Consider the following 21,588-nt stretch of genomic DNA (forward strand, 5'->3'; position numbering starts at 1 on the left):
CAAATGTCAGGCTTTAAACAACACACAGGCTTAGTTGTTCCTCTAGATGCAGCGAACGTAGATACTGATGCCATCATTCCAAAGCAGTTCCTGCAAAAGGTCTCTCGCCTAGGGTTTGGTAAGCACCTATTTCATGACTGGCGCTTCCTAGACGATGCTGGCGAACAGCCAAACCCAGAGTTCGTGATGAACGCACCTCGCTACCAAGGTGCTTCTATCTTGCTCGCGCGTGAAAACTTCGGTTGTGGTTCTTCTCGTGAGCACGCACCGTGGGCACTGGCGGATTACGGCATCAAAGCGATGATCGCACCAAGCTTTGCCGATATTTTTTACGGTAACTCGATCAACAACCAAATGGTGCCAGTTCGTTTGACTGAGCAAGAAGTGGATGAAATCTTCCAGTTTGTTGAGGCGAATGAAGGCGCAGAAATCGAGGTCGACCTAGAAGCGAATGTGGTTCGCGCCAACGGCAAAGAATATAGTTTTGAAATCGATTCGTTCCGTCGTCACTGCCTGCTAAACGGTTTGGACAACATTGGTCTAACCCTTCAGCACAAAGATAAGATTGCCGAGTACGAAGCGAATATTCCAAGCTTCTTGTGTTAAGACGCGTTAGTAAATACACAAATCAAGGGCTGGCAATTGTCGGCCCTTTTAATTATTTAGACAACTGATTTTATATCGCTTTGCTTACGGAATACCGAACGCCTCTGTTGAAATTCGTCATCCTGAACAGCGACGAAGGAGTGTAATTCAGGATCTACTGCCAGAGCGCACTGTGCAGATTCATACTGTCTTTACTCAAGAGTTTGTGGGTATTAGATTCCTGATATCGCTTATGCTCCTCAGAATGACGGCGAATAAAGACCACTGATTACTGAAAGAAAACAAGCACTAAACTGGTCTACACTATCAACAATATCTCATTCAAAGGTATCTCTATGAAGCGTCTGTTATTGCTGTTGTGTGCTCTGGTTTCTTTCTCGACATTTTCCGCTCCAAAATCCGACTTATGGCCATATTGGAAACAATCGAATCAAGCCAACCAAACCCAAATTTCTCATCAAGAATGGCAACAACTACTCGATACTTATTTAGTTGAACAAGGCGAGAATACCTTGTTTCGTTACAGCCAAGTCTCCTCTGTCGATAAAACCAAGCTGAAACAATACATCCAGCGTTTGGCAAAACTAGACCCTCTACAATACAGCCAAGCAGAGCAATATGCCTATTGGGTAAACCTTTACAACGCCATCACGGTAGATCTTATTTTGGATAACTATCCAGTCGAATCAATCACCAAGCTAGGTGGTTTATTTAGCTTTGGTCCTTGGGGAGACGATGTGGTCGTGGTCAACGGGAAGGATCTAACTTTAAACGATATTGAACATCGAATTTTGCGTCCAATTTGGAATGACCCAAGAACGCATTACGCCGTAAATTGTGCAAGTTTGGGATGCCCTAACCTACAAGCTCAAGCATTCACTGCTGACAACACGCAAGCTCTACTGGATAGTGCCGCCAAAACATTTATCAACAGCAGCAAAGGCGTATCTATCCAAGGTAACACGGCACAGCTGTCTTCTATTTATGATTGGTTTGCAACGGACTTTGGTGGAGAAAAACAAATCTTCAAACACATCGCAAAGTACGCACCGCAATACAAAAACTTCTCTGGCAAAGTGAAATACGAATACGATTGGGACTTGAATCAAGCCAACTAAACTGGGGGGATGTGAGGTCAATTAGCATTAGGGACATAATAGGCCAAAAGCTAAAGACACCGGCAACTCAAAGACTAAGACATGAAAAAAGGGCACTGAGTACCCTTTTTTACATCCAAATGTTTGATAGAAAACGTCCGGCTACTTAAAGCCTTTAACCTTCTTAATAAGATCGTAAGCGTTTTGAATCTCTTGAGATTTCTCTTTCGCGACGTTCATCATCTCTGGTGGTAAACCTTTAGCCATCAATTTGTCCGGGTGATGCTCGTTCATCAGTTTACGATAAGCACGCTTAACGGTTTTACTGTCTGCATCTGAAGACACATCCAGAATTTTGTACGCGTCGGCCAACTGATCCGCTTGTGAAGCTTGTTGCCAGCTACCACCTGAAGATTGGCCTTGATGCTGACCATGAAAACCGCCCTGGCTTTGGAAACGAAATGCGGCTTCTTGCATTTGCAAACGACGCTCTAATTGCTCAGAAGAGAAACCCAAACCACGTGCAATTTTGTGTAGTACATTTCGTTCACTCGGGTGGATTGAGCCATCTGCAAAAGCCGCCGAGATTTGCAGCTCTAAGAAAAATTGCAACAAGTCAAAGCGACCAGCTGTCGAAATTTTCACACGAACAAGAACATCTTCTAACGGAAAGTCGCTGTCTTTACCTTCACGAAACGCGTCTTGCGCTGCGCGACGCTGTTCGCCATGCAAATTCATGCGGTCCATCATGGCTGAAGCCAGTTGGATTTCCTCTTTGGTGACTTGGCCTTTCGCTTTTGCCACATGTCCCATTACCGCAAACGCCGCTTTAAAAAACTCTTCTTGGCGCTGAGCTTGACTTGGCCCTTTTCCAAAGCCGCCAGTAGAGAACCCGGCTTGACTCAAGCGACGTGCTTTATCGAATTGATGGCCAATAAATAAGCCAAAGAGTAAACCTAGCGGCCCGCCAAGTAACAAGCCAAAAAAGGCACCCAGAATTTTGCCAAAAATATGCATTATGTGTTCTCTATCAATGAATTTTTATCGACGACGGCGGTCTTATAGTGCCGGATGCAACGATTTCCTTTATGATAATGGAATTAGTTTTATTTCGGCTAGGCCATTTCGCCTGCTTATCTTTGCAGCTATTTTGTCGTCATTATGCCACAGTGAATCAATACGCTGGGATAAATGCGACTATAGTTGATTCATTTGGCTATTACGCTAGGGTACAACAAGCCCTATAGCCATCGAGTAGTAGTGACACAGGAAAGTTCAATTCAATGCAACATTTCTCCCGCACATTTTTAGCGGCCTCTATCAGCACCGCCTTGTTTGTACCCACCACTCAAGCTGAAGCGAATATCCATGATAGTGTGCAGGAAATGCCCGCCACAGATCAATGTTTGGTCGATACAAGTGGCGAGGAGGACGCTCTTAATACCCCAGTAGTGGTAGAAGCTGACACCCTGCAAGCCATCAATGGTGACAAAGCTCAGTACTCAGGTAATGTACAAGTCACCCAAGGCCAGAAGAAAATTACCGCAGATAGCGTAACGCTGCACCAACAAGACAACGTCGTGGTTGCCGAAGGCAACGTGACTTTCAATGACGGCCAAGTCAAAGCTCGATCTGATCGTGTTACTAACGACATTAATCAAGATACGTTTTCACTTGAGAACACCGATTATCAGTTCCTTTGCCAACAAGGCCGAGGCACTGCAGCCTATATCGCTCGCACAGGTCAGTCGGTTTATGAACTCGAAGATGGCTCTATCACATCGTGCCCTCAAGGCGATAATTCATGGCGATTGGTTGCGTCAGGCATCGATGTTGACCAAGATGAAGAGACAGCGACGCTGCACCATCCTCGATTTGAAGTGTTAGATGTGCCTGTTTTCTATGTGCCGTATCTAACCATGCCAATTGGAGATACGCGTAAAACGGGTTTCCTCTTCCCTTCTTTATCGTACGGTTCTAGTGATGGTATGGAAGTCGAGGTGCCATTCTATTGGAACATCGCGCCTCAATATGACATGACACTCACCACGCTCTATATGCAGCAACGTGGTACAAAACTCGATACTGATTTCCGCTACCTAACAGATGGTTGGGGAAATGGGGAAATCAAAGGCGAATACCTCAATAGTGATCGCAAATATCAGGACGAGTCTCGTTGGGGCTACCAAGTTAAACACGACGGTATCATCAATAAACAGTGGATAGTCAAAGTTGATTACTCAAAAGTGAGTGATATTGATTACTTCCTTGATCTCGACTCCGATATTGGTAACCGTGAAGATGGTCAACTGGTTCAAGAAGGACAAGTACAATATCGTTCTGACTTCTGGGATGCCTCGTTAACCGTTCGTGACTTCCAAATCTTATTGAAAGAAGAGAACCGCCCTTATCGCCTGCTTCCTCAGTTAGACTTGAACTACTACACGCCGTTGTGGGGAGACTACCTTAACTTTGACGTGAAGAGCCAAGTCAGCCGCTTCGATACCAGCGATGCTGCGCGACCAAATGCGACCCGTGTTCACATTGAACCAGGGCTTACATTACCACTCTCAAACTCATGGGCAACGTGGACAACAGAAGCGCGTGTGCTCTCTACGTATTACTCTCAAGACTTAACGGGTTTGACAGATGTAAACTTGCAAAACCAGTTGGATGATGAAGTTTCTCGTGTTATTCCTGAGTTCCGTACGCATGCGCAACTTTACTTAGAGCGAGATACAAGCTGGATCAAGGGCTACACACAAACACTGGAGCCTCAGCTGCAGTACTTGTACGTACCTGAAGAAGATCAAACCAACATCTACAACTACGATACCACCTTGCTACAAACCGACTACTACGGGCTATTCCGCAGTCGTAAGTACAGTGGCATTGATAAAATCGCCTCGGCGAACCAGTTAAGCTACGGTGCGAGTACTCGCTTCTTTGATGATGACTATAAAGAGCGTCTTAACGTTTCATTTGGTCAGATTTACTACTTCGATAAAAAGACCAAACTGAGCAACAGCCCAAATCTTCCGGATGAGACAACCAATTACTCATCATGGGCGATTGAAGCTGATTTCAACTACAACGATTACTTGTTCTATCACGGTGGAATTCAATACGATATTGATTTGAGCTCCATGCAGTTGGCAAACAGTACCTTGGAATACCAATTCAACGGCGGCTTTATTCAGGGTAACTATCGCTACGTTACGCGTGAATACATCGAAGATACGATCATTCTCGAAAACCTAGACACAATTACTCGTAAAGGTATTTCTCAAGCAGGTATTGTAGCGGCCTACGAGTTCAACCCGAACTGGTCTGCGAGTGGTCAATACTACTACGACCTCAATGAAAATGCGGACCTAGAATGGTTAGCGAGCCTACGTTACCAATCTGACTGTTGGTACATTGGCGTCACTTACTCAAACCAATTGCTTGGTTGGGAAGACCAAGCTATCGGCAGCACCGGGGCATCACCTGAATACGAAAATAACTTCAGCGTTAACTTCGGTATTCAAGGCTTTGCGACCAACCAGCGTGAAGACACTGCTGTCAAAGAACTGGATGGTTCTGACAACGCGATTAAGTACGGCCGCCCATTCTATCTGAACAATTAATCAAAATAGGCGTCTTAAATGAATAAGACGCCTATTCAAAAATACTGACGGAATTTTAAATGAAAATTTGGAAATCAATCTTATTCACGACCCTACTCTCTTGCGGAGCGGTTGCAGCACCAGTAGAGATCGATAAGGTTGCGGTCATCGTGAACGACGGTGTAGTTCTACAAAGCGACATCGAAACAGCGATGAAAACGCTGCAAGCCAACGCACGTCAAAGTGGAAAGAGCTTACCTTCTACCAGCGTATTAAAAGAACAAGTTGTTGAAAAACTTATCATTGACACGTTGCAAGGCCAAGAAGCAGACCGTATTGGTGTGCGTATTGACGACAACCGTTTAAACCAAGCGATTGCAGAGATCGCACGTAATAATGAGCAAACAGTAGAACAACTCGCCGCTTCTGTAGAAAGTGAAGGTTTAAGTTACCCAGAATTCCGCGAACAAATTCGTAAGGAAATCGCCGCATCAGAAGCCCGCAATGCACTGGTTCGTCGCCGTATTAATATCCTTCCAGCAGAGGTAGATAGCCTTGCTGAGCAACTATCACAAGAAACCAATGCGACTGTTCAATACAAAATTGGACACATTCAACTGCGCTTCTCTGACGATAAAGAAAAATCTGCTGTAGAAGCAGAAGCTAAAGCGCTCGCGAAAAAGCTAAACGAAGGTGCAGATTTTACGGAGATGGCCTACACCTACTCTAAAGGTCCTAAAGCTTTACAAGGTGGTGACTGGGGCTGGATGCGTAAAGAAGAGATGCCAACCATCTTTGCTGATCAGATCAAGATGCAAAACAAAGGCAGCATTATTGGTCCATTCCGTAGTGGCGTTGGTTTCCACATCCTAAAAATAGAGGATGTAAAAGGCCTAGAAACGGTTGCGGTAACGGAAGTAAATGCGCGTCATATTTTGATTAAACCAACAGTGATTCTGAGCGACGAAGGGGCGAAGAAGCAACTGAATGAATTTGTACGCCGCATCAAAGCCGGTGAAGCAACGTTCGCTCAATTGGCAACACAATACAGTCAAGATCCTGGCTCGGCAGCACAAGACGGTGAACTAGGTTATCAAACACCAGATCTTTACGTGCCAGAATTCAAGCACCAAGTAGAAACTCTGCCAGTTGGCTCAATCAGCGAACCGTTCAAAACCGTTCACGGCTGGCATATCGTTGAAGTGTTGGATCGTCGCCAAGTTGACCGTACTGACTCAGCGATGAAGAACAAAGCTTACCGTATTCTATTTAACCGTAAATTTAATGAAGAAGCGGGCGCATGGATGCAAGAGCTACGCGCAAGTGCGTTTGTTGAAATCGTGGATGACAACAATGACAACTAATACAATTCGTAGAATTGTCGTAACCGCAGGGGAACCTGCGGGTATCGGCCCAGACTTAGTGCTTGCCCTATCGAAAGAAGATTGGGCGCACCAAATTGTCGTCTGTGCCGATAAGAATATGCTGACGGAGCGAGCCAAGCAGCTTGGCATCGAAGTCCAACTGTCTGATTACAAACCAGAAGAAGCACCTAAAGCACAAAAAGCGGGCACGCTTATCGTTGACCATATCCAAATATCGGAACCTGCGGTCGCAGGCGAGCTCAATGAAGCGAATGGCCACTATGTACTAAAAACGCTAGAAAGAGCGGCTTTAGGCTGTATGAATGATGAATTTGATGCTATTGTCACCGGCCCTGTTCATAAGGGGGTGATTAATCGCGCAGGTGTTGCATTCAGTGGTCATACTGAATTTTTCGCCGAGAAGTCACAAACGCCGCTAGTCGTAATGATGCTAGCAACGGAAGGACTACGCGTGGCGCTGGTTACAACACATATTCCTTTAGCTTATGTGTCCAAAGCTGTCACCGAAGAGCGATTAGAAAAAATCATCGATATTCTTCATAAAGACCTTGTAGAAAAGTTTGCTATCGCACAACCAAACATCTACGTTTGCGGGCTTAACCCTCATGCTGGCGAAGATGGCTGCTTAGGTCGTGAAGAGATCGAAACCATCACTCCGACACTGGAAAAAATTCGACAAGAAAAAGGTATCAACCTGATCGGCCCTCTGCCGGCTGATACCATTTTCAATGAAAAATATTTAAATGATGCTGATGCTGTTTTAGGCATGTACCATGATCAAGTGTTGCCAGTATTGAAATACAAAGGCTTTGGTCGTTCAGTAAACATTACTCTTGGTCTACCTTTTATTAGAACATCGGTGGACCACGGTACTGCATTAGATCTGGCAGGGACAGGTCAAGCGGATACAGGGAGTTTCCGAACAGCGCTCACGCATGCGATAGATTTGGTAGAGAAGAAACAATGAGAAATGATGTCCATTTAGGACACAAAGCGCGTAAACGTTTTGGTCAAAACTTCCTGAACGATCCATACATTATTGATGGAATCGTATCAGCGATTAACCCAAAACCAGGTCAAAACCTGGTTGAAATCGGTCCTGGTCTTGGAGCAATTACTGAGCCAGTAGGTCGTGAAGTAGATAAGTTCACAGTTATCGAATTAGACCGCGATCTGGCGGAACGCCTACGTACTCACCCTGAACTGGCAGATAAGTTGACCATCCATGAGGGTGACGCTATGCGTTTTGACTTCACTCAACTAGTGAAGCCAAACAACAAGCTGCGCATTTTTGGTAACTTGCCGTACAACATCTCTACACCATTGATGTTCCACCTTTTTGAGTTCCATAAAGACATTCAAGACATGCACTTTATGTTGCAAAAAGAAGTGGTAAACCGCTTAGCCGCCGGCCCTGGCAGCAAAGCTTACGGCCGTTTAACGGTAATGGCTCAGTACTACTGTAAAGTGGTACCGGTACTGGAAGTACCGCCAACGGCATTCGTTCCACCACCGAAAGTGGATTCTGCCGTTGTTCGTTTAGTACCTTACGAAGAGCTGCCATGCCCGGCGAAAGATCTGCGTTTGCTCGATCGCGTTTGTCGTGAAGGCTTTAACCAACGTCGTAAAACAGTTCGTAACTGCTACAAATCGTTGTTAAGCACAGAAGTACTAGAAGAACTAGGTGTTAATCCAAGCATGCGTCCAGAGAACCTGACGCTAGAACAATTCGTCGCAATGGCGAACTGGCTTGCGGATAACCCGCAGCACTAAGAACTCAAACAATGAGCCAAACCCTTGTAGGTTTGGCTTATTATTATTGGGATATTACGTTTCTGAGGAGTGCACATGGACGTCATTCAACCTTGCATCAAAATTCAAGTTCACACCAAATACATCGAAGAACAGTCCAACCCAGAGCTACAACGCTACGTTTTCGCTTATATCATCACCATCAAAAACCTTAGCCAGCAAACCGTACAGTTAGTGAGCCGCCGCTGGCTAATCACAGACTCGAATGGCAAGCAAATGACGGTTGAAGGTGACGGAGTGGTAGGCCAGCAGCCCTTTATTCCAAGCAATGATGAATACACGTACAGTAGCGGAACCGCGTTAGAAACCCCTGTCGGCGTTATGCAAGGACACTACAAAATGCTGGATGAGAAAGGGCAAGAGTTCATCACCGAAATCGAACCATTTCGCTTGGCTGTTCCAAATGTTTTAAATTAGTAAATTGGAGATTCAGTGGCTACCTATATTGTTGGTGACATCCAAGGCTGTTTTGATGAATTGCAGCGACTACTAGAAAAAGTATCTTTCTCTGCGAAAAAAGACCAACTTTGGCTTGCTGGTGATTTGGTCGCCAGAGGGCCTAAATCACTAGAAACGTTACGCTTTGTGAAGTCACTTGGCGCAATCGTGGTGCTTGGTAATCACGACCTTCACCTTCTCGCAGTGGCTCACGGGATAAAAAAGGTCAAAGACAAAGATAGAACCGCACCTATTTTCACGGCCCCTGACAAAGAGGAATTACTGACATGGCTAGCTCAGCAACCTCTATTGGCCGAGCATGACGAGTTCGTGATGTGTCACGCTGGCATATCACCGCAGTGGAATCTAAAAACAGCGAGAAAGTGTGCCCGTGAAGTTGAGCGCATCATCCAAAGTGAAGAGCTGCCTTGGCTATTAAAAAACATGTACAGCAATCAACCGGATTCCTGGGATGACTATCTACAGGGTTTGGACCGATACCGTTATATTATCAATGCTTTTACGCGGATGCGCTTTTGTTTCCCTGATGGTCGTTTGGATATGGATTGTAAATTGCCACCGCAACAAGTTTCCGGTAACGAACTTATTCCATGGTTTGAGGTGCCTAAACGTATCCACTTAAACAAAGCGGTGCTCTTTGGGCACTGGGCTGCACTGCAAGGTTATATGAACAGCGAAGTCATCGGGCTAGATACTGGCTGTGTTTGGGGCGGAAGCCTAACCATGATCCGTTGGGAAGATAAGAAAATTTTTACTCAGGATGCGTTAAGTTAAACACTGAATAACAGTCGATAATCCATAGTAGGAGGAATACCTGTCACTTAACACCTCCTGTAGGGTCATTCCAACGAGCCTTAACGAGACTAGAAATCTAATATCCTCGCGCTGCGAATAGATAGAAATACCTTTGACAACAAAGTACTCGTATAGAGGCTCCTGAATCTCGCTCTTTCGTCGCTTTTCAGGATGACGGTAGGTTGGGATGGCCGCTCGCTGTTATACGAACGGCATTACCGTATTAACTACGCGGTGTTAATCTCGAATTACTTTTCTAACACAGTAAAGCGCATGTTGTAGGCGTTCTTCTCATCGGCTTGATACATTTCTGAGTAAGTTTCCTTAAACTCGTCTCCCCAATCTGGGAACTGAGTATCACCATCAATGGCCGCTTCAATGTGTGTTACATACAGTTTATTGGCCATAGGCAGACAAGTGGTGTAAATCGCACCACCACCAATGATCATCACTTCTTCCACGTCACCAGCCACGTCCAAAGCTTGCTCAATCGATGTTACGGTAGTGACGCCTTCGATCTTTAGTGTCTCATCACGGCTAATAACAATATTCAAGCGACCTGGTAAAGGGCGACCAATAGACTCGTACGTTTTACGTCCCATAATAACCGGTTTACCCATGGTACAACGCTTAAACCAAGCAAAATCAGCGGGAAGGTGCCAAGGCATTTGATTGTCTTTGCCAATGATGCGATTGTCGGCCATCGCGGCAATCATACTAATGATCATGTTAGGTCCTTATACAATTGGTCTGCGGCGATAGAATAACAGCCCTGGAACCGCAAGACCAACAGCTAAACCTGCAATAATAAACATGGCCTTAAGAAAGTTTTCCATACAGGTTGCGACAAGCTCGGGTGAGTAGCCAACATGATTGATCTCTACCATAGCGATCATTGCTTTGTACGCAAACACACCCGGCACCATCGGGATCAAAGCAGCCACAGTAAACACTTTTGGATGCGCGAGAAAACGGTGAGACCAGTACACACCAATCATCCCAACTAACGTCGCAGCAAAAAAGGTTGCCCACTCAATAGGAATGCCAAACTGCATCATCAAGTAGCGGCTACCATGACCAATCGCGCCACCAACAGCGCAATACACTAAAGCTCTTTGTGGTACGTTAAAAACCAATGCAAATCCTACGGCGGGAATCGCCGCAAAAAACATGTCATTCAAAAGGCCAAACATCAAATCAAATAAACTCATTAGATAGCCCACCCCCAAATTCCAGTTACACTCATCGCAGCAACGATCCCCAAACATGTCGCCAACGTTAGTAAACTAGCCATCACAAATCGAGCAATGCCCATATTAATGTGGCCTTTCAACATATCTGCGACAGAGTTAATGAGTGGGAAACCAGGTACAAGCATTAATACTGACGATGCCATTGCTACGGTAGGTAGATTACCGATTTGGTAAATTTCCGCCTGTGCTGAAATTAAGGTAGTCACAAAAGCGGTCGCAGCAAAGTTCAATAGAGGGTTGAAATGACGATGACCAATTTCTTGGCGAACGATCATGCCACCAGCTGAAGCTAAAAAGGTCATGATGAAGACTCCCCAATCACCACCAGCTAGATGACTGAATGCCGCACAAGACAAGCCAATCATAAACACCACCAACCAGCGGTTATAACGCTCTGGACTGATAGCGTTCAGCTTTTTCTGCGCCATGGTTGAATCGAGCAAACCACGTTCCATCATGATACAGATTCGTTGAATTTGCGTAATAACGCGCATATTGATGCCACGATCAGCGCAGCTTCGGGTGGTGGTGATGCAATGCCCATCCATTACCGTCGTCACAACCAATGCATTAGCTGATAGTGCTACCGCAACTTCATTCACCCCACAAGCAAGGCCAATACGACGCATAATATCGCTCACAAGAGTACTTTCAGCACCATGAGCAAGTAGCATTTGTCCGGCTTGGGCGACAAGACGAGAAATCGATCGTTGAGTAGATACCGCCAACTCTCTAGGCGGTATGGTTTCTAGAGTCATAAATAAGTCTAATTCCTTTTAGGGTGTTACTCATTCATACGCGCGAGGGCCAAACTAACCCTCAAAAAAACACGACGTATCAGTTATTGTGCCGTAAATCACATCACCTAAATATGATTTAGATACAAAAAAAGCCGCAATAGATAATTGCGGCTTAATGAATTATAGGCAAACAGGCATTGTTTGACCGTTCTGATTAGTCACGAACGTAGACAACGTGACCGTCATCTTCTTCATCGTCCCAGTCATCCCAATCGTCGTCGTCATCTTCAGTGATAACGTCTTTACCCGCCATCGCATCTTTATGGTAATCATCCCACATGAAGTTAACTTTATCTTCTTCAGCCACTTCTTCCTCTTCGCGAGGTAGGTTATCCATAAAGTCAGCCAGTTTGTAACAAAGCTCTTTAGTACCGTTACGATTGATCGCCGAGATCTTAAAGTACTCGTCTTCCCAACCTAGTGCGTCTAAGATTTCTTGGATCTTCTCATTCACTTCTTCTTCAGGCATTAGATCAACTTTGTTGAACACTAACCAACGCGGCTTACTTGCCAGTTTTTCGCTGTATTGTTCTAGTTCATCAATGATCGTCAATGCATTTTGCACCGGATCGGACTGATCAATTGGCATAATATCGATCATGTGCAGCAATACTCGACAACGCTCTAAGTGCTTCAAGAATCGAATACCAAGGCCAGCGCCATCTGCTGCACCCTCGATCAAACCAGGGATGTCTGCAACAACAAAACTTTTCTCTGGTACGACACTTACGACACCCAAGCTTGGGATCAAAGTCGTGAATGGGTAATCAGCGACTTTCGGTTTTGCTGCTGATACTGCGCGGATAAAGGTTGATTTACCAGCATTAGGTAGACCAAGCATACCCACATCAGCAAGAAGCAATAGCTCAAGGCGAATTTCGCGTACTTCACCTTTTGTACCCAATGTTCTCTGACGAGGCGCGCGGTTTACTGAAGATTTGAAACGCGTGTTACCTAGACCGTGCCAACCGCCTTTTGCGATCATCACTTTCTTACCGTGTTCAGCAACTTCCGCCACGATTTCATTTGTGTGGATATCCACAGCGCGCGTACCCACAGGTACACGAAGAACGATGTCTTTACCACGCTTACCTGTACAGTTACCACCGCGACCGTTTTCACCACGCTCAGCTTCGTAGAAGCGCTGGAAACGGTAATCAATCAGGGTATTTAGGTTTTCATCGGCTTGGATATAAACATCACCACCGTCACCGCCATCACCGCCATCAGGGCCACCTTTAGTGATGAATTTTTCACGCCAGAAACTGACAACGCCACTACCGCCATCACCAGCCTGAACTTTTACTACCGCTTCATCTACGAACTTCATCTTTTACTCCGACTACTTCGTGCGTGGATTAAATCTTACTATGTCATCCGACAATTTTAGCAGATGACAGATCTAAGCTCCCAGATTCAAATCGCTTAGGATCTTAGCGAGAAACTTCGATATGTCGACTGCCACAAATAAAAAACCCCGCCGATTCGGCAGGGCTTTTGAATTCAGCTTAAAGCTATTAAGTAATTTGGTTAAAAACCTAATTACTCAGCTTCGATGCTTACAAACTTACGGTTCTTAGGACCTTTCACTTCGAACTTCACTTTACCTTCAGTAAGAGCGAATAGAGTGTGGTCTTTACCGATACCTACGTTGTTACCAGCGTGGAACTTAGTACCACGTTGACGAACGATGATGTTACCTGCAAGTACAGATTCACCACCGAAACGCTTAACACCTAGACGTTTGCTTTCTGAATCGCGGCCGTTACGAGTAGAACCACCAGCTTTTTTGTGTGCCATTGTTAAACTCTCCTAATAGATTAAGCGTTGATACCAGTGATCTTCACTTCAGTGAACCACTGACGGTGACCCTGTTGCTTACGAGAGTGCTTACGACGACGGAACTTAACGATTTTAACTTTATCGCCACGACCGTGTTGTACAACTTCAGCAACAATTTTGCCGCCCTCTACAAGAGGAGCACCAACTTTGATGTCTTCGCCGTTAGCAACAAGAAGAACTTTATCAAATTCTACAGTTGCACCAGTTTCAACGTCTAATTTCTCTAAACGAAGAGTTTGACCTTCGCTTACACGGTGTTGTTTACCACCAGATTGGAAAACAGCGTACATATTTTACTCCGCTTTTTCCGCACAGCCTTTCTTGAGGGTGTGCGCTAAACTAATCATCAATAGGGCGCAGATTCTACAGAATAGATGCTCCTATGACAAGCCATATTTTGAAAAAATTGGCGAAAAGCTAATCGCCAAAGAAAAGTGCGGCAATCATGCCCTTTAGTAATGTATTAATCAACGTTTTTTAGTGTATTATTCGACAATTATATAAATCGAATAAGCCTTGCAGGGTCTAACTTCAGCCGGATATACGATGGATTTTAAAACTATCCAAGCGCTTACTGCCGATGACATGGCAAAAGTGAATGAAACAATTCAAGCCCAACTTAATTCTGATGTCTCTTTAATCAACCAGCTCGGTTTTTATATCGTGAGTGGTGGAGGCAAACGTCTAAGACCGCTTTTAGCGATACTGTCAGCCCGTGCACTTGGTTACCAAGGCAATGGTCATACAATGGCAGCTGCGTTTATTGAGTTCATCCATACAGCGACTTTGCTGCATGATGACGTGGTAGATGAATCAGACATGCGCCGTGGTAAAGCCACTGCGAATGCAGCATTTGGCAATGCGGCTAGCGTATTAGTTGGGGATTTTATCTATACACGCTCATTTCAGATGATGACGGAACTAGGATCCATGAAGATCCTTAAACTAATGAGCAATGCCGTAAACGTGATCGCCGAAGGTGAAGTACAGCAGTTGATGAACTGTAACGACCCTAACACGACAGAAGAAAGCTACATGCAAGTCATCTACTCTAAGACTGCGCGCTTATTTGAATCCGCAACTCAAATCGGTGCAATCTTAAATGATGCTCCTGAGCATGTTGAAATCGCAATGCAAAATTACGGTAAGTATCTAGGCACTGCGTTTCAGCTCATTGATGACGTCATGGATTACACTTCTGATGGCGAAGACATGGGTAAAAATGTGGGTGATGACTTGGCTGAAGGCAAGCCAACTTTACCTCTACTCCATGCTATGCGTAATACCACACCAGAAAACGCAATCATGATTCGTGAAGCGATTGAGAAAGCGAATGGCATGGATCGCTTAGAAGAAATTCTTGCGGTCATGAAAAAAGCAGGCTCTCTGGAGTACACAACGCAAAAAGCTCTAGAAGAAGCAGACAAAGCAATCGCAGAACTATCAGTGTTGCCAGAGTCTGAATACAAACAAGCTCTTGTTACTTTGGCTCATGTCGCAGTACAACGCACGAAGTAATCAATAGCTACCCATAACGCAAGGCTTATAGCTAAAAGGAAGAGCATGCTCTTCCTTTTTTACGTTTGATACCTAATGACGACGCCCGAGACGCTAGTAATATCTGTCACTACCGCCATGCAGTTGTGGATCATCTTCTATTTCATCAAAGCTAACGGCGAGCTGCTGTTCAGTCCCTTGTTTGGACAACAATACCGTCTCTGCTTCATGGTCGACCACTAATATCGTACCGACGCCTTGTTGGCACTCAACAACCATGCCTTTACGGATTCGACTCGCTTCCATCATCTTCTCCTTCACTACGTCGTTTTATTCGATCATTTTTACGAAGTTGAGAAATCAAGGATCAAAAAAGCCGATCAAAATGATCGGCTTTCTTCTTATATAGGCTTTCTAGATTACTTTGCGAATTCAACACCAATGTTGATGTCGCCATTTAGTGTTTCTAGCATACCGTCTAATGCAGACTTTTCGTAATCGCTGAGTTTGCCGTAGCTTAGTACTTCTTCAACGCCTTCTTTACCCAGTTTCACAGGTTGCGCGAAGTACGTCGCGTGTTCGCCGTCGCCTTCAACGTAAGCGCACTCAACTACGCCTTCTTCACCTTGAAGAGCACGAACCAGAGACAGACCAAAGCGACATGCAGCTTGGCCCATTGATAGTGTTGCACTACCACCACCCGCTTTCGCTTCTACAACTTCAGTACCTGCATTTTGAATACGTTTCGTTAATGCTTCTACTTCTTCAGCTGTAAACTCAACACCTTCTACTTGAGACAGTAGAGGTAAGATCGTTACGCCAGAGTGACCACCAATAACTGGCACGCGAACGTCACCTGGATCTTTGTCTTTTAGCTCAGCAACAAACGTTTCTGAACGGATAACATCCAACGTTGTTACACCAAATAGACGACGCTTATCATAAACACCCGCTTTTTTAAGAACTTCAGCAGCAATTGGCACTGTTGTATTTACAGGGTTTGTGATGATACCAACACAAGCTTTCGGACAAACAACCGCAATCTTCTCCGCTAGCGATTTAACGATACCAGCGTTTACATTAAATAGATCCGCACGATCCATACCTGGCTTACGCGCAACACCAGCAGAAATTAGCACAACATCCGCGCCTTCTAGTGCTGGAGTAGGATCTTCACCAGCGTAACCTTTGATAGAAACTGGCGTAGGGATGTGGCTAAGATCAGCGGCCACACCAGGAGTTACTGGAGCAATATCATATAGGGCTAGATCAGAACCAGCAGGAAGACGGTTCTTAAGTAGAAGGGCCAGGGCTTGACCGATGCCACCAGCGGCACCAATAACGGCTACTTTCATGTAGTTCTCCTTGAGAGTATTTCTCTTATAAACGTATTCGTAGGGTAGTTTGTAACCAACTTAAATAAAGCTATCGGAATCACAACTTGATTACAATCAATTAACGCTAGCTTTGCGACCTCGCGCAACTCGCTGTTACCGTGCTACAAATGGGGCTTGGATTATTCTTTTATTCTGTTGAAATGACAAGGAATTCAAGAAAACAGATACAGCCCTACTTCAGCGCGCTAAAGAATTCTATGTGGTATATAGTTTACAGTGACGCATCTAACATAATCCTGGGACTCTTTGGCACCGCCTGAATATATATGCGAGAATATGCAAAATTGCTGACCCGTAATAAGAGATTTGTAATGACTATGCGCAATTCAGAAAAACAAGACAACTTAGTTCGCGCCTTTAAAGCCCTGTTAAAAGAAGAAAGCTTTGGCTCACAGGGCGAGATTGTTGACGCACTCAAACAGCAAGGATTTGAGAGTATCAACCAATCTAAAGTCTCACGTATGCTGACTAAATTTGGCGCTGTCCGTACGCGCAATGCAAAAATGGAAATGGTTTACTGTCTTCCTGCTGAGCTAGGTGTCCCAACAGTCAGCAGCTCTCTGCGTGAACTAGTACTAGACATCGATCGTAACGCAGCGTTAGTGGTAATTCACACTGGCCCAGGTGCAGCACAGTTGATTGCTCGCTTGCTTGATTCACTCGGTAAATCCGAAGGTATTCTTGGTGTTGTCGCAGGTGACGATACCATTTTCATTACGCCAACCATGGCAATTACGACTGAGCAACTCTTCAAATCAGTGTGCGAGCTGTTCGAATATACTGGTTAAGTTCTATAAAGCTTCAATCAGCTAACTCATTGTGGGTTATAAAAGAAGTCTCATTTTGTAGCCCATAATTTATGTAAATTTTTTGCTTACTCCGCTCATTCTTCAACCATCCATTTTGTGATTAACATCACGCAATTGATCTTTTTCATTTCAGTCACTAAACGTTAATTAAGCAATTGTTTTAAAAAGAATTAAATCACAAATTGAATCCTATCCCCTGATACAAAATTCAGACTTATCAACTATAACATTTAACAATTGGATAATTTTCTGCCAATTTTTTGTTATGATTCGCTCGCTTTTTCAAACGATTGGATTGAAAAAGGTGCCGTTTCCAAATAGGAAACTCCAGAAGTGATTTATGGTTATTTCCGGGTAAATAATGAATATAAGGAAGGGAAATTCATGGCATTTAACAAACTTCTCAAAGTAGGCGCTATCGCTGCAGCCGTAATGGGCGCAGGCGCAGTTAACGCTCAAGAGTTTATTACCATCGGTACTGGCTCTGTGACAGGTGTTTACTACCCAACTGGTGGTGCTATCTGTAAGTTGGTAAATAAAGGTCGTAAAGACCACAACATCCGTTGTTCAGTAGAATCGACTGGTGGCTCAATTTACAACGTTAACACTATCCGTGCAGGCGAATTAGATTTTGGTATCGTGCAATCGGATTGGCAGTACCACGGCTACAACGGTACGAGCAAGTTTGAAGAACAAGGCCCGTACAAGAAGCTACGCGCAATGTTCTCTCTTCATACAGAACCTTTCAACATCATTGCGCGTGCAGATTCAGGTATTGAAAACGTTGAAGACCTGAAAGGTAAGCGCGTAAACATCGGTAATCCAGGCTCTGGTGACCGTGCAACGATGGGCGTTGTCATGGAAGCGATGGGTTGGACAAACGACAGCTTCAAGTTGGCGTCTGAGCTAAAAGGCTCTGAACGCTCTCAGGCACTTTGTGATAACAAAATTGACGCCTTCATTTACATGGTCGGCCACCCGAACGGTTCAATCAAAGAAGCAACCACATCATGTGATGCGAAGCTAGTTTCAGCAACAGGCCCTAAAATCGATAAAATTGTTGCCGACAACCCATACTACGCCTTTAGCTCAGTACCGGCTGGTATGTACCGCGGTACAGACAAAGACGTAAACAGCTTTGGTGTTGCAGCAACAATGGTAACGACCTCTGATGTTTCAGACGATGTCGCTTACAACGTGGCAAAAGCTGTGTTTGAAAACTTTGATACCTTCAAACGTCTACACCCTGCATTCGCAAACTTGAAGAAAGAAGACATGGTGAAAGCTGGTCTTTCTATTCCTCTTCACCCAGGTGCAGAAAAATACTACAAAGAAATGGGTCTAATTAAGTAATTTCCTCAGACTCTACATACAGGCAGGAAAGAATATTTTCTGCCTGTTTGAGCATACAGGTTGTAGCACGTTCTAACTGTATGCTTCATTCGCCAGTTTTCTTCTGAAAACTGCGAGCTCATACCCAAGAAAACTTAAACGCCGCCTAACAGAGTATCCAACAATCAACACTTTGAGTTCAGGCAGCAAAATACTCGAAAGCAAACTTCGCTCCATTCACTACACTGATAGAGGCGAAGTGTGGTTCTCGATAAAAATCAGACAGGACCATCAATAATAAGGAAAAAGTACATGGCGACGAATCAAGCTCCGTCACAAGATGTGCAAGAAATGGTGGCTCAGGCAGACACAGGTGCACGTAGCCCTTCGGGAATGCAAGGACGAATCCTTTGGTTTGTTCCTCTGTGTTGGTCACTATTTCAATTATGGTACGCATCCCCGTTACCATTTATTTTCAATTTTGGCGTACTGAACGACACGGAAGCGCGATCTATCCACCTTACTTTCGCGATCTTTTTGGCTTTCACTGCTTATCCAGCGATGAAGAATTCTCCTCGCGATCATATCCCTCTTGTTGATTGGATACTCGCGTTGGCTGGCAGCTTTTCAGCAGCCTATATATACCTTTTTTATACCGAGCTAGCAGGACGCTCAGGCGCACCGACAACGGTTGATATCGTTGTTGCTGTTATCGGTATGATCCTCCTTTTAGAAGCAACACGCCGAGCTCTTGGTCCACCATTAATGGTCGTGGCTGCTGTTTTCCTTACTTACACCTTTGCAGGCCCTTACATGCCTGACGTTATCGCGCACAAAGGGGCAAGCTTGAACAAGGCCATGTCTCACTTGTGGCTAACAACAGAAGGCGTATTTGGGGTTGCGCTAGGTGTTTCTACCTCTTTTGTCTTCTTGTTTGTATTGTTTGGAGCAATGCTGGAACGCGCTGGTGCTGGTGCTTACTTCATTAAAGTTGCCTTCTCGTTGCTTGGCCATATGAAAGGTGGTCCAGCTAAAGCGGCCGTTGTTGCATCAGGTTTATCTGGTCTGGTTTCTGGTTCTTCAATCGCAAACGTAGTAACAACTGGCACCTTTACCATTCCACTGATGAAGCGTGTTGGCTTTCCCGGCACAAAAGCGGGTGCGGTAGAGGTAGCGGCTTCAACCAATGGTCAGTTAACACCGCCAATCATGGGTGCAGCCGCATTTTTGATGGTGGAATACGTCGGTATCTCCTACGTTGAGGTGATTAAAGCGGCCCTACTTCCAGCGCTAATCTCTTATATTGCTTTAATTTACATTGTTCACCTTGAAGCATGTAAAGCAGGCATGACGGGCCTTCCTCGTCGCCACAACCCAACACTAGTACAAAGTCTGCTGTCCTTTACTGGCACAATCTTAGGATTGTGTGTGATCAGCGCATTGGTTTACTACGGAGTGGGTTGGACAAAAGACGTCTTTGGTGATGCCGCGACACCAATTGTTACCGTCGCACTATTAATCGCGTACGTTGGGTTGGTGAAAGTCTCAGCAAATCACGTGCAAGATGGCGCAATTGAGATTGATGCAGAATTAACAGAAGTACCTGATCCTGGCCCAACCGTTAAGTCAGGCTTGCACTACCTACTCCCTATCGTCGTATTAGTTTGGTGTTTGACTGTCGAACGTTTCTCACCTGGCCTTTCGGCATTCTGGGCAACGGTATTCATGATTTTCATTTTGCTTACTCAACGTCCGTTGATTGCACTGCTGTCAAAGCAAGGTGACATGCTTCAGCAAACCAAAGATGGCTTTGTCGATCTTGCCGAGAGCTTAGTTTCTGGTGCGCGCAATATGATTGGTATCGGCGTTGCAACCGCGGCAGCGGGCACCGTTGTTGGTGTTGTTACACTAACGGGTATCGGCCTAGTGATGACCGACTTCGTCGAGTTTATCTCTGGTGGCAGCATCATTCTTATGCTGCTGTTTACCGCCATCATTAGCTTGGTTCTGGGGATGGGTCTGCCAACAACGGCGAACTACATCGTGGTCTCTACGCTAATGGCGCCGGTTATTGTTACGCTCGGCGCGGCGCATGGCTTGATTATTCCGTTGATAGCGGTGCACTTGTTCGTTTTCTACTTTGGTATTTTGGCCGACGATACCCCACCTGTAGGTCTTGCAGCTTTTGCAGCAGCCGCAATTGCGAAATCAGATCCAATTCGTACCGGTATCCAAGGTTTTACTTACGATATTCGAACCGCTATTTTGCCGTTCATGTTTGTGTTCAATACCCAGCTATTGTTAATGGGGATCGACTCTTGGTGGCATTTGGCACTCACGGTCATCTCATCGATCATTGCAATGCTGATATTCTCTGCGGCAACTCAAGGATGGTGGTTCACGCGTAACAAGTGGTGGGAAACAGTCCTATTATTAGTACTGACGTTTTCGTTTTTCCGTCCAGGTTTTTGGTGGGACATGCTGTACCCAGCGAAAGTTCTTTCTCCTGGCGTTGAGGTAGCTCAAATCACGGAAACACTAAATGTAGGAGAATCATTGGAGTTACGTGTTGCCGGTGAAAACCTTGAGGGCGACTACATTGAGAAAACGGTTCGTCTTCCATTCGAAGACAGTGCGACAACAGCAGACGCACGTATTTCATCTATGGGTCTGATGCTGACCGAAAGTGACAACAAAATGATTGTCGATATGGTTGAATTTGGTAGTCCAGCAGAGTCCGCAGGTATCGACTTTGATTGGGAAATCAAGTGGGTTATCCTGGATGCAGACCGTCCAATGAAAGAGTGGGTGTTTGTACCATGCTTAATGATTTTGCTGGTGCTTGCAATGAACCAAAAACGTCGTGCTCGTAAGGAACAATTGAGCGCATAACCGA

At 45.1% G+C, this 21,588-nt stretch carries 21 protein-coding genes; 12 read left to right on the forward strand and 9 right to left on the reverse strand.

Annotated features, from left to right (window positions below):
- Positions 1-3 precede the first annotated feature (3 nt).
- A complete protein-coding gene (leuD, locus tag R8N28_RS13720; protein ID WP_318183386.1) occupies positions 4-606 on the forward strand; it encodes a 3-isopropylmalate dehydratase small subunit in 603 nt (200 codons plus the stop codon).
- Between the two features lie 335 nt (positions 607-941).
- Positions 942-1,724 carry a DUF547 domain-containing protein gene (locus tag R8N28_RS13725; protein ID WP_170893667.1) on the forward strand — a complete coding sequence of 261 codons (783 nt, stop codon included), beginning with the start codon at positions 942-944 and terminating at the stop codon, positions 1,722-1,724.
- 141 nt (positions 1,725-1,865) lie between these two features.
- Here the strand turns inward: R8N28_RS13725 and djlA are convergent, their stop codons facing one another.
- The gene (gene djlA, locus R8N28_RS13730) at positions 1,866-2,720 is read right to left on the reverse strand and encodes a co-chaperone DjlA (RefSeq protein WP_005383076.1); all 855 of its coding nucleotides are present in this window, start codon (positions 2,718-2,720) and stop codon (positions 1,866-1,868) included.
- Positions 2,721-2,986: 266 nt separating this feature from the next.
- Between djlA and lptD the strand changes: the two genes are divergently transcribed.
- The 6 genes from lptD to apaH all read left to right on the forward strand — a co-directional run bounded on the left by lptD (position 2,987) and on the right by apaH (position 9,741).
- Complete coding sequence (gene lptD, locus R8N28_RS13735) at positions 2,987-5,332, forward strand: LPS assembly protein LptD (protein ID WP_005379673.1); 2,346 nt, start codon at positions 2,987-2,989, stop codon at positions 5,330-5,332.
- A 59-nt stretch (positions 5,333-5,391) separates the two neighbouring features.
- The gene (surA, locus tag R8N28_RS13740; protein WP_053306855.1) at positions 5,392-6,675 is read left to right on the forward strand and encodes a peptidylprolyl isomerase SurA; all 1,284 of its coding nucleotides are present in this window, start codon (positions 5,392-5,394) and stop codon (positions 6,673-6,675) included.
- A complete protein-coding gene (pdxA, locus tag R8N28_RS13745; RefSeq protein ID WP_262635428.1) occupies positions 6,665-7,663 on the forward strand; it encodes a 4-hydroxythreonine-4-phosphate dehydrogenase PdxA in 999 nt (332 codons plus the stop codon). Before surA ends, pdxA begins: the two co-directional genes overlap by 11 nt.
- Positions 7,660-8,469, forward strand: coding sequence for a 16S rRNA (adenine(1518)-N(6)/adenine(1519)-N(6))-dimethyltransferase RsmA (rsmA, locus tag R8N28_RS13750; protein ID WP_005379669.1), 810 nt, complete (start codon positions 7,660-7,662; stop codon positions 8,467-8,469). The genes pdxA and rsmA overlap by 4 nt, the downstream gene beginning before the upstream one ends.
- Positions 8,470-8,544: 75 nt before the next feature.
- Entirely contained in the window at positions 8,545-8,925 is a 381-nt protein-coding gene (gene apaG / locus R8N28_RS13755; protein ID WP_005379668.1) for a Co2+/Mg2+ efflux protein ApaG, read from the forward strand.
- 15 nt (positions 8,926-8,940) lie between these two features.
- The gene (gene apaH / locus R8N28_RS13760) at positions 8,941-9,741 is read left to right on the forward strand and encodes a bis(5'-nucleosyl)-tetraphosphatase (symmetrical) ApaH (RefSeq protein WP_262602495.1); all 801 of its coding nucleotides are present in this window, start codon (positions 8,941-8,943) and stop codon (positions 9,739-9,741) included.
- Positions 9,742-10,010: 269 nt separating this feature from the next.
- On the opposite strand, the gene folA is transcribed toward apaH, so the two are convergent.
- The 6 genes from folA to rplU all read right to left on the reverse strand — a co-directional run bounded on the left by folA (position 10,011) and on the right by rplU (position 13,947).
- Positions 10,011-10,490: a type 3 dihydrofolate reductase gene (gene folA, locus R8N28_RS13765; protein WP_053349694.1), complete on the reverse strand. Its 480-nt coding sequence runs from the start codon at positions 10,488-10,490 to the stop codon at positions 10,011-10,013.
- 9 nt (positions 10,491-10,499) lie between these two features.
- On the reverse strand, positions 10,500-10,973 hold the full coding sequence (locus R8N28_RS13770) for a threonine/serine exporter family protein (RefSeq protein ID WP_005379665.1): 474 nt from the start codon (positions 10,971-10,973) through the stop codon (positions 10,500-10,502).
- The gene (locus R8N28_RS13775; RefSeq protein WP_005379664.1) at positions 10,973-11,773 is read right to left on the reverse strand and encodes a threonine/serine exporter family protein; all 801 of its coding nucleotides are present in this window, start codon (positions 11,771-11,773) and stop codon (positions 10,973-10,975) included. Before R8N28_RS13775 ends, R8N28_RS13770 begins: the two co-directional genes overlap by 1 nt.
- 196 nt (positions 11,774-11,969) lie before the next feature.
- Positions 11,970-13,145: an Obg family GTPase CgtA gene (gene cgtA / locus R8N28_RS13780; RefSeq protein WP_262602494.1), complete on the reverse strand. Its 1,176-nt coding sequence runs from the start codon at positions 13,143-13,145 to the stop codon at positions 11,970-11,972.
- A 212-nt stretch (positions 13,146-13,357) separates the two neighbouring features.
- Positions 13,358-13,615: a 50S ribosomal protein L27 gene (gene rpmA / locus R8N28_RS13785; protein ID WP_005383095.1), complete on the reverse strand. Its 258-nt coding sequence runs from the start codon at positions 13,613-13,615 to the stop codon at positions 13,358-13,360.
- Between the two features lie 20 nt (positions 13,616-13,635).
- Positions 13,636-13,947: a 50S ribosomal protein L21 gene (gene rplU, locus R8N28_RS13790; protein WP_005383096.1), complete on the reverse strand. Its 312-nt coding sequence runs from the start codon at positions 13,945-13,947 to the stop codon at positions 13,636-13,638.
- A 256-nt stretch (positions 13,948-14,203) separates the two neighbouring features.
- On the opposite strand from rplU, the gene ispB reads away from it, so the two are divergent.
- The gene (ispB, locus tag R8N28_RS13795) at positions 14,204-15,175 is read left to right on the forward strand and encodes an octaprenyl diphosphate synthase (RefSeq protein ID WP_262635429.1); all 972 of its coding nucleotides are present in this window, start codon (positions 14,204-14,206) and stop codon (positions 15,173-15,175) included.
- Between the two features lie 93 nt (positions 15,176-15,268).
- Here the strand turns inward: ispB and R8N28_RS13800 are convergent, their stop codons facing one another.
- Positions 15,269-15,460, reverse strand: a complete 192-nt coding sequence (locus tag R8N28_RS13800) for a hypothetical protein (protein WP_005379661.1) — start codon at positions 15,458-15,460, stop codon at positions 15,269-15,271.
- Between the two features lie 113 nt (positions 15,461-15,573).
- On the reverse strand, positions 15,574-16,509 hold the full coding sequence (mdh, locus tag R8N28_RS13805) for a malate dehydrogenase (RefSeq protein WP_005379660.1): 936 nt from the start codon (positions 16,507-16,509) through the stop codon (positions 15,574-15,576).
- 359 nt (positions 16,510-16,868) lie between these two features.
- Here mdh and argR point away from each other — a divergent pair, with 359 nt between their 5' ends.
- The 3 genes from argR to R8N28_RS13820 all read left to right on the forward strand — a co-directional run bounded on the left by argR (position 16,869) and on the right by R8N28_RS13820 (position 21,584).
- The gene (gene argR, locus R8N28_RS13810; RefSeq protein WP_005379659.1) at positions 16,869-17,339 is read left to right on the forward strand and encodes a transcriptional regulator ArgR; all 471 of its coding nucleotides are present in this window, start codon (positions 16,869-16,871) and stop codon (positions 17,337-17,339) included.
- 405 nt (positions 17,340-17,744) lie between these two features.
- Positions 17,745-18,713: a TAXI family TRAP transporter solute-binding subunit gene (locus tag R8N28_RS13815; RefSeq protein WP_005379657.1), complete on the forward strand. Its 969-nt coding sequence runs from the start codon at positions 17,745-17,747 to the stop codon at positions 18,711-18,713.
- 291 nt (positions 18,714-19,004) lie between these two features.
- Entirely contained in the window at positions 19,005-21,584 is a 2,580-nt protein-coding gene (locus R8N28_RS13820; RefSeq protein ID WP_262602493.1) for a TRAP transporter permease, read from the forward strand.
- The last annotated feature ends 4 nt before the right edge of the window (positions 21,585-21,588 follow it).

The sequence above is a fragment of the Vibrio sp. Vb1554 genome (assembly GCF_033344235.1).

Coding starts and splice junctions, on each gene's coding strand:
- leuD (WP_318183386.1), top strand. CDS start 4: ATGTCAGGCTTTAAACAACACACAGGCTTAGTTGTTCCTCTAGATGCA.
- R8N28_RS13725 (WP_170893667.1), top strand. CDS start 942: ATGAAGCGTCTGTTATTGCTGTTGTGTGCTCTGGTTTCTTTCTCGACA.
- djlA (WP_005383076.1), bottom strand. CDS start 2,720: ATGCATATTTTTGGCAAAATTCTGGGTGCCTTTTTTGGCTTGTTACTT.
- lptD (WP_005379673.1), top strand. CDS start 2,987: ATGCAACATTTCTCCCGCACATTTTTAGCGGCCTCTATCAGCACCGCC.
- surA (WP_053306855.1), top strand. CDS start 5,392: ATGAAAATTTGGAAATCAATCTTATTCACGACCCTACTCTCTTGCGGA.
- pdxA (WP_262635428.1), top strand. CDS start 6,665: ATGACAACTAATACAATTCGTAGAATTGTCGTAACCGCAGGGGAACCT.
- rsmA (WP_005379669.1), top strand. CDS start 7,660: ATGAGAAATGATGTCCATTTAGGACACAAAGCGCGTAAACGTTTTGGT.
- apaG (WP_005379668.1), top strand. CDS start 8,545: ATGGACGTCATTCAACCTTGCATCAAAATTCAAGTTCACACCAAATAC.
- folA (WP_053349694.1), bottom strand. CDS start 10,490: ATGATCATTAGTATGATTGCCGCGATGGCCGACAATCGCATCATTGGC.
- R8N28_RS13770 (WP_005379665.1), bottom strand. CDS start 10,973: ATGAGTTTATTTGATTTGATGTTTGGCCTTTTGAATGACATGTTTTTT.
- R8N28_RS13775 (WP_005379664.1), bottom strand. CDS start 11,773: ATGACTCTAGAAACCATACCGCCTAGAGAGTTGGCGGTATCTACTCAA.
- cgtA (WP_262602494.1), bottom strand. CDS start 13,145: ATGAAGTTCGTAGATGAAGCGGTAGTAAAAGTTCAGGCTGGTGATGGC.
- rpmA (WP_005383095.1), bottom strand. CDS start 13,615: ATGGCACACAAAAAAGCTGGTGGTTCTACTCGTAACGGCCGCGATTCA.
- rplU (WP_005383096.1), bottom strand. CDS start 13,947: ATGTACGCTGTTTTCCAATCTGGTGGTAAACAACACCGTGTAAGCGAA.
- ispB (WP_262635429.1), top strand. CDS start 14,204: ATGGATTTTAAAACTATCCAAGCGCTTACTGCCGATGACATGGCAAAA.
- R8N28_RS13800 (WP_005379661.1), bottom strand. CDS start 15,460: ATGGAAGCGAGTCGAATCCGTAAAGGCATGGTTGTTGAGTGCCAACAA.
- mdh (WP_005379660.1), bottom strand. CDS start 16,509: ATGAAAGTAGCCGTTATTGGTGCCGCTGGTGGCATCGGTCAAGCCCTG.
- argR (WP_005379659.1), top strand. CDS start 16,869: ATGCGCAATTCAGAAAAACAAGACAACTTAGTTCGCGCCTTTAAAGCC.
- R8N28_RS13815 (WP_005379657.1), top strand. CDS start 17,745: ATGGCATTTAACAAACTTCTCAAAGTAGGCGCTATCGCTGCAGCCGTA.
- R8N28_RS13820 (WP_262602493.1), top strand. CDS start 19,005: ATGGCGACGAATCAAGCTCCGTCACAAGATGTGCAAGAAATGGTGGCT.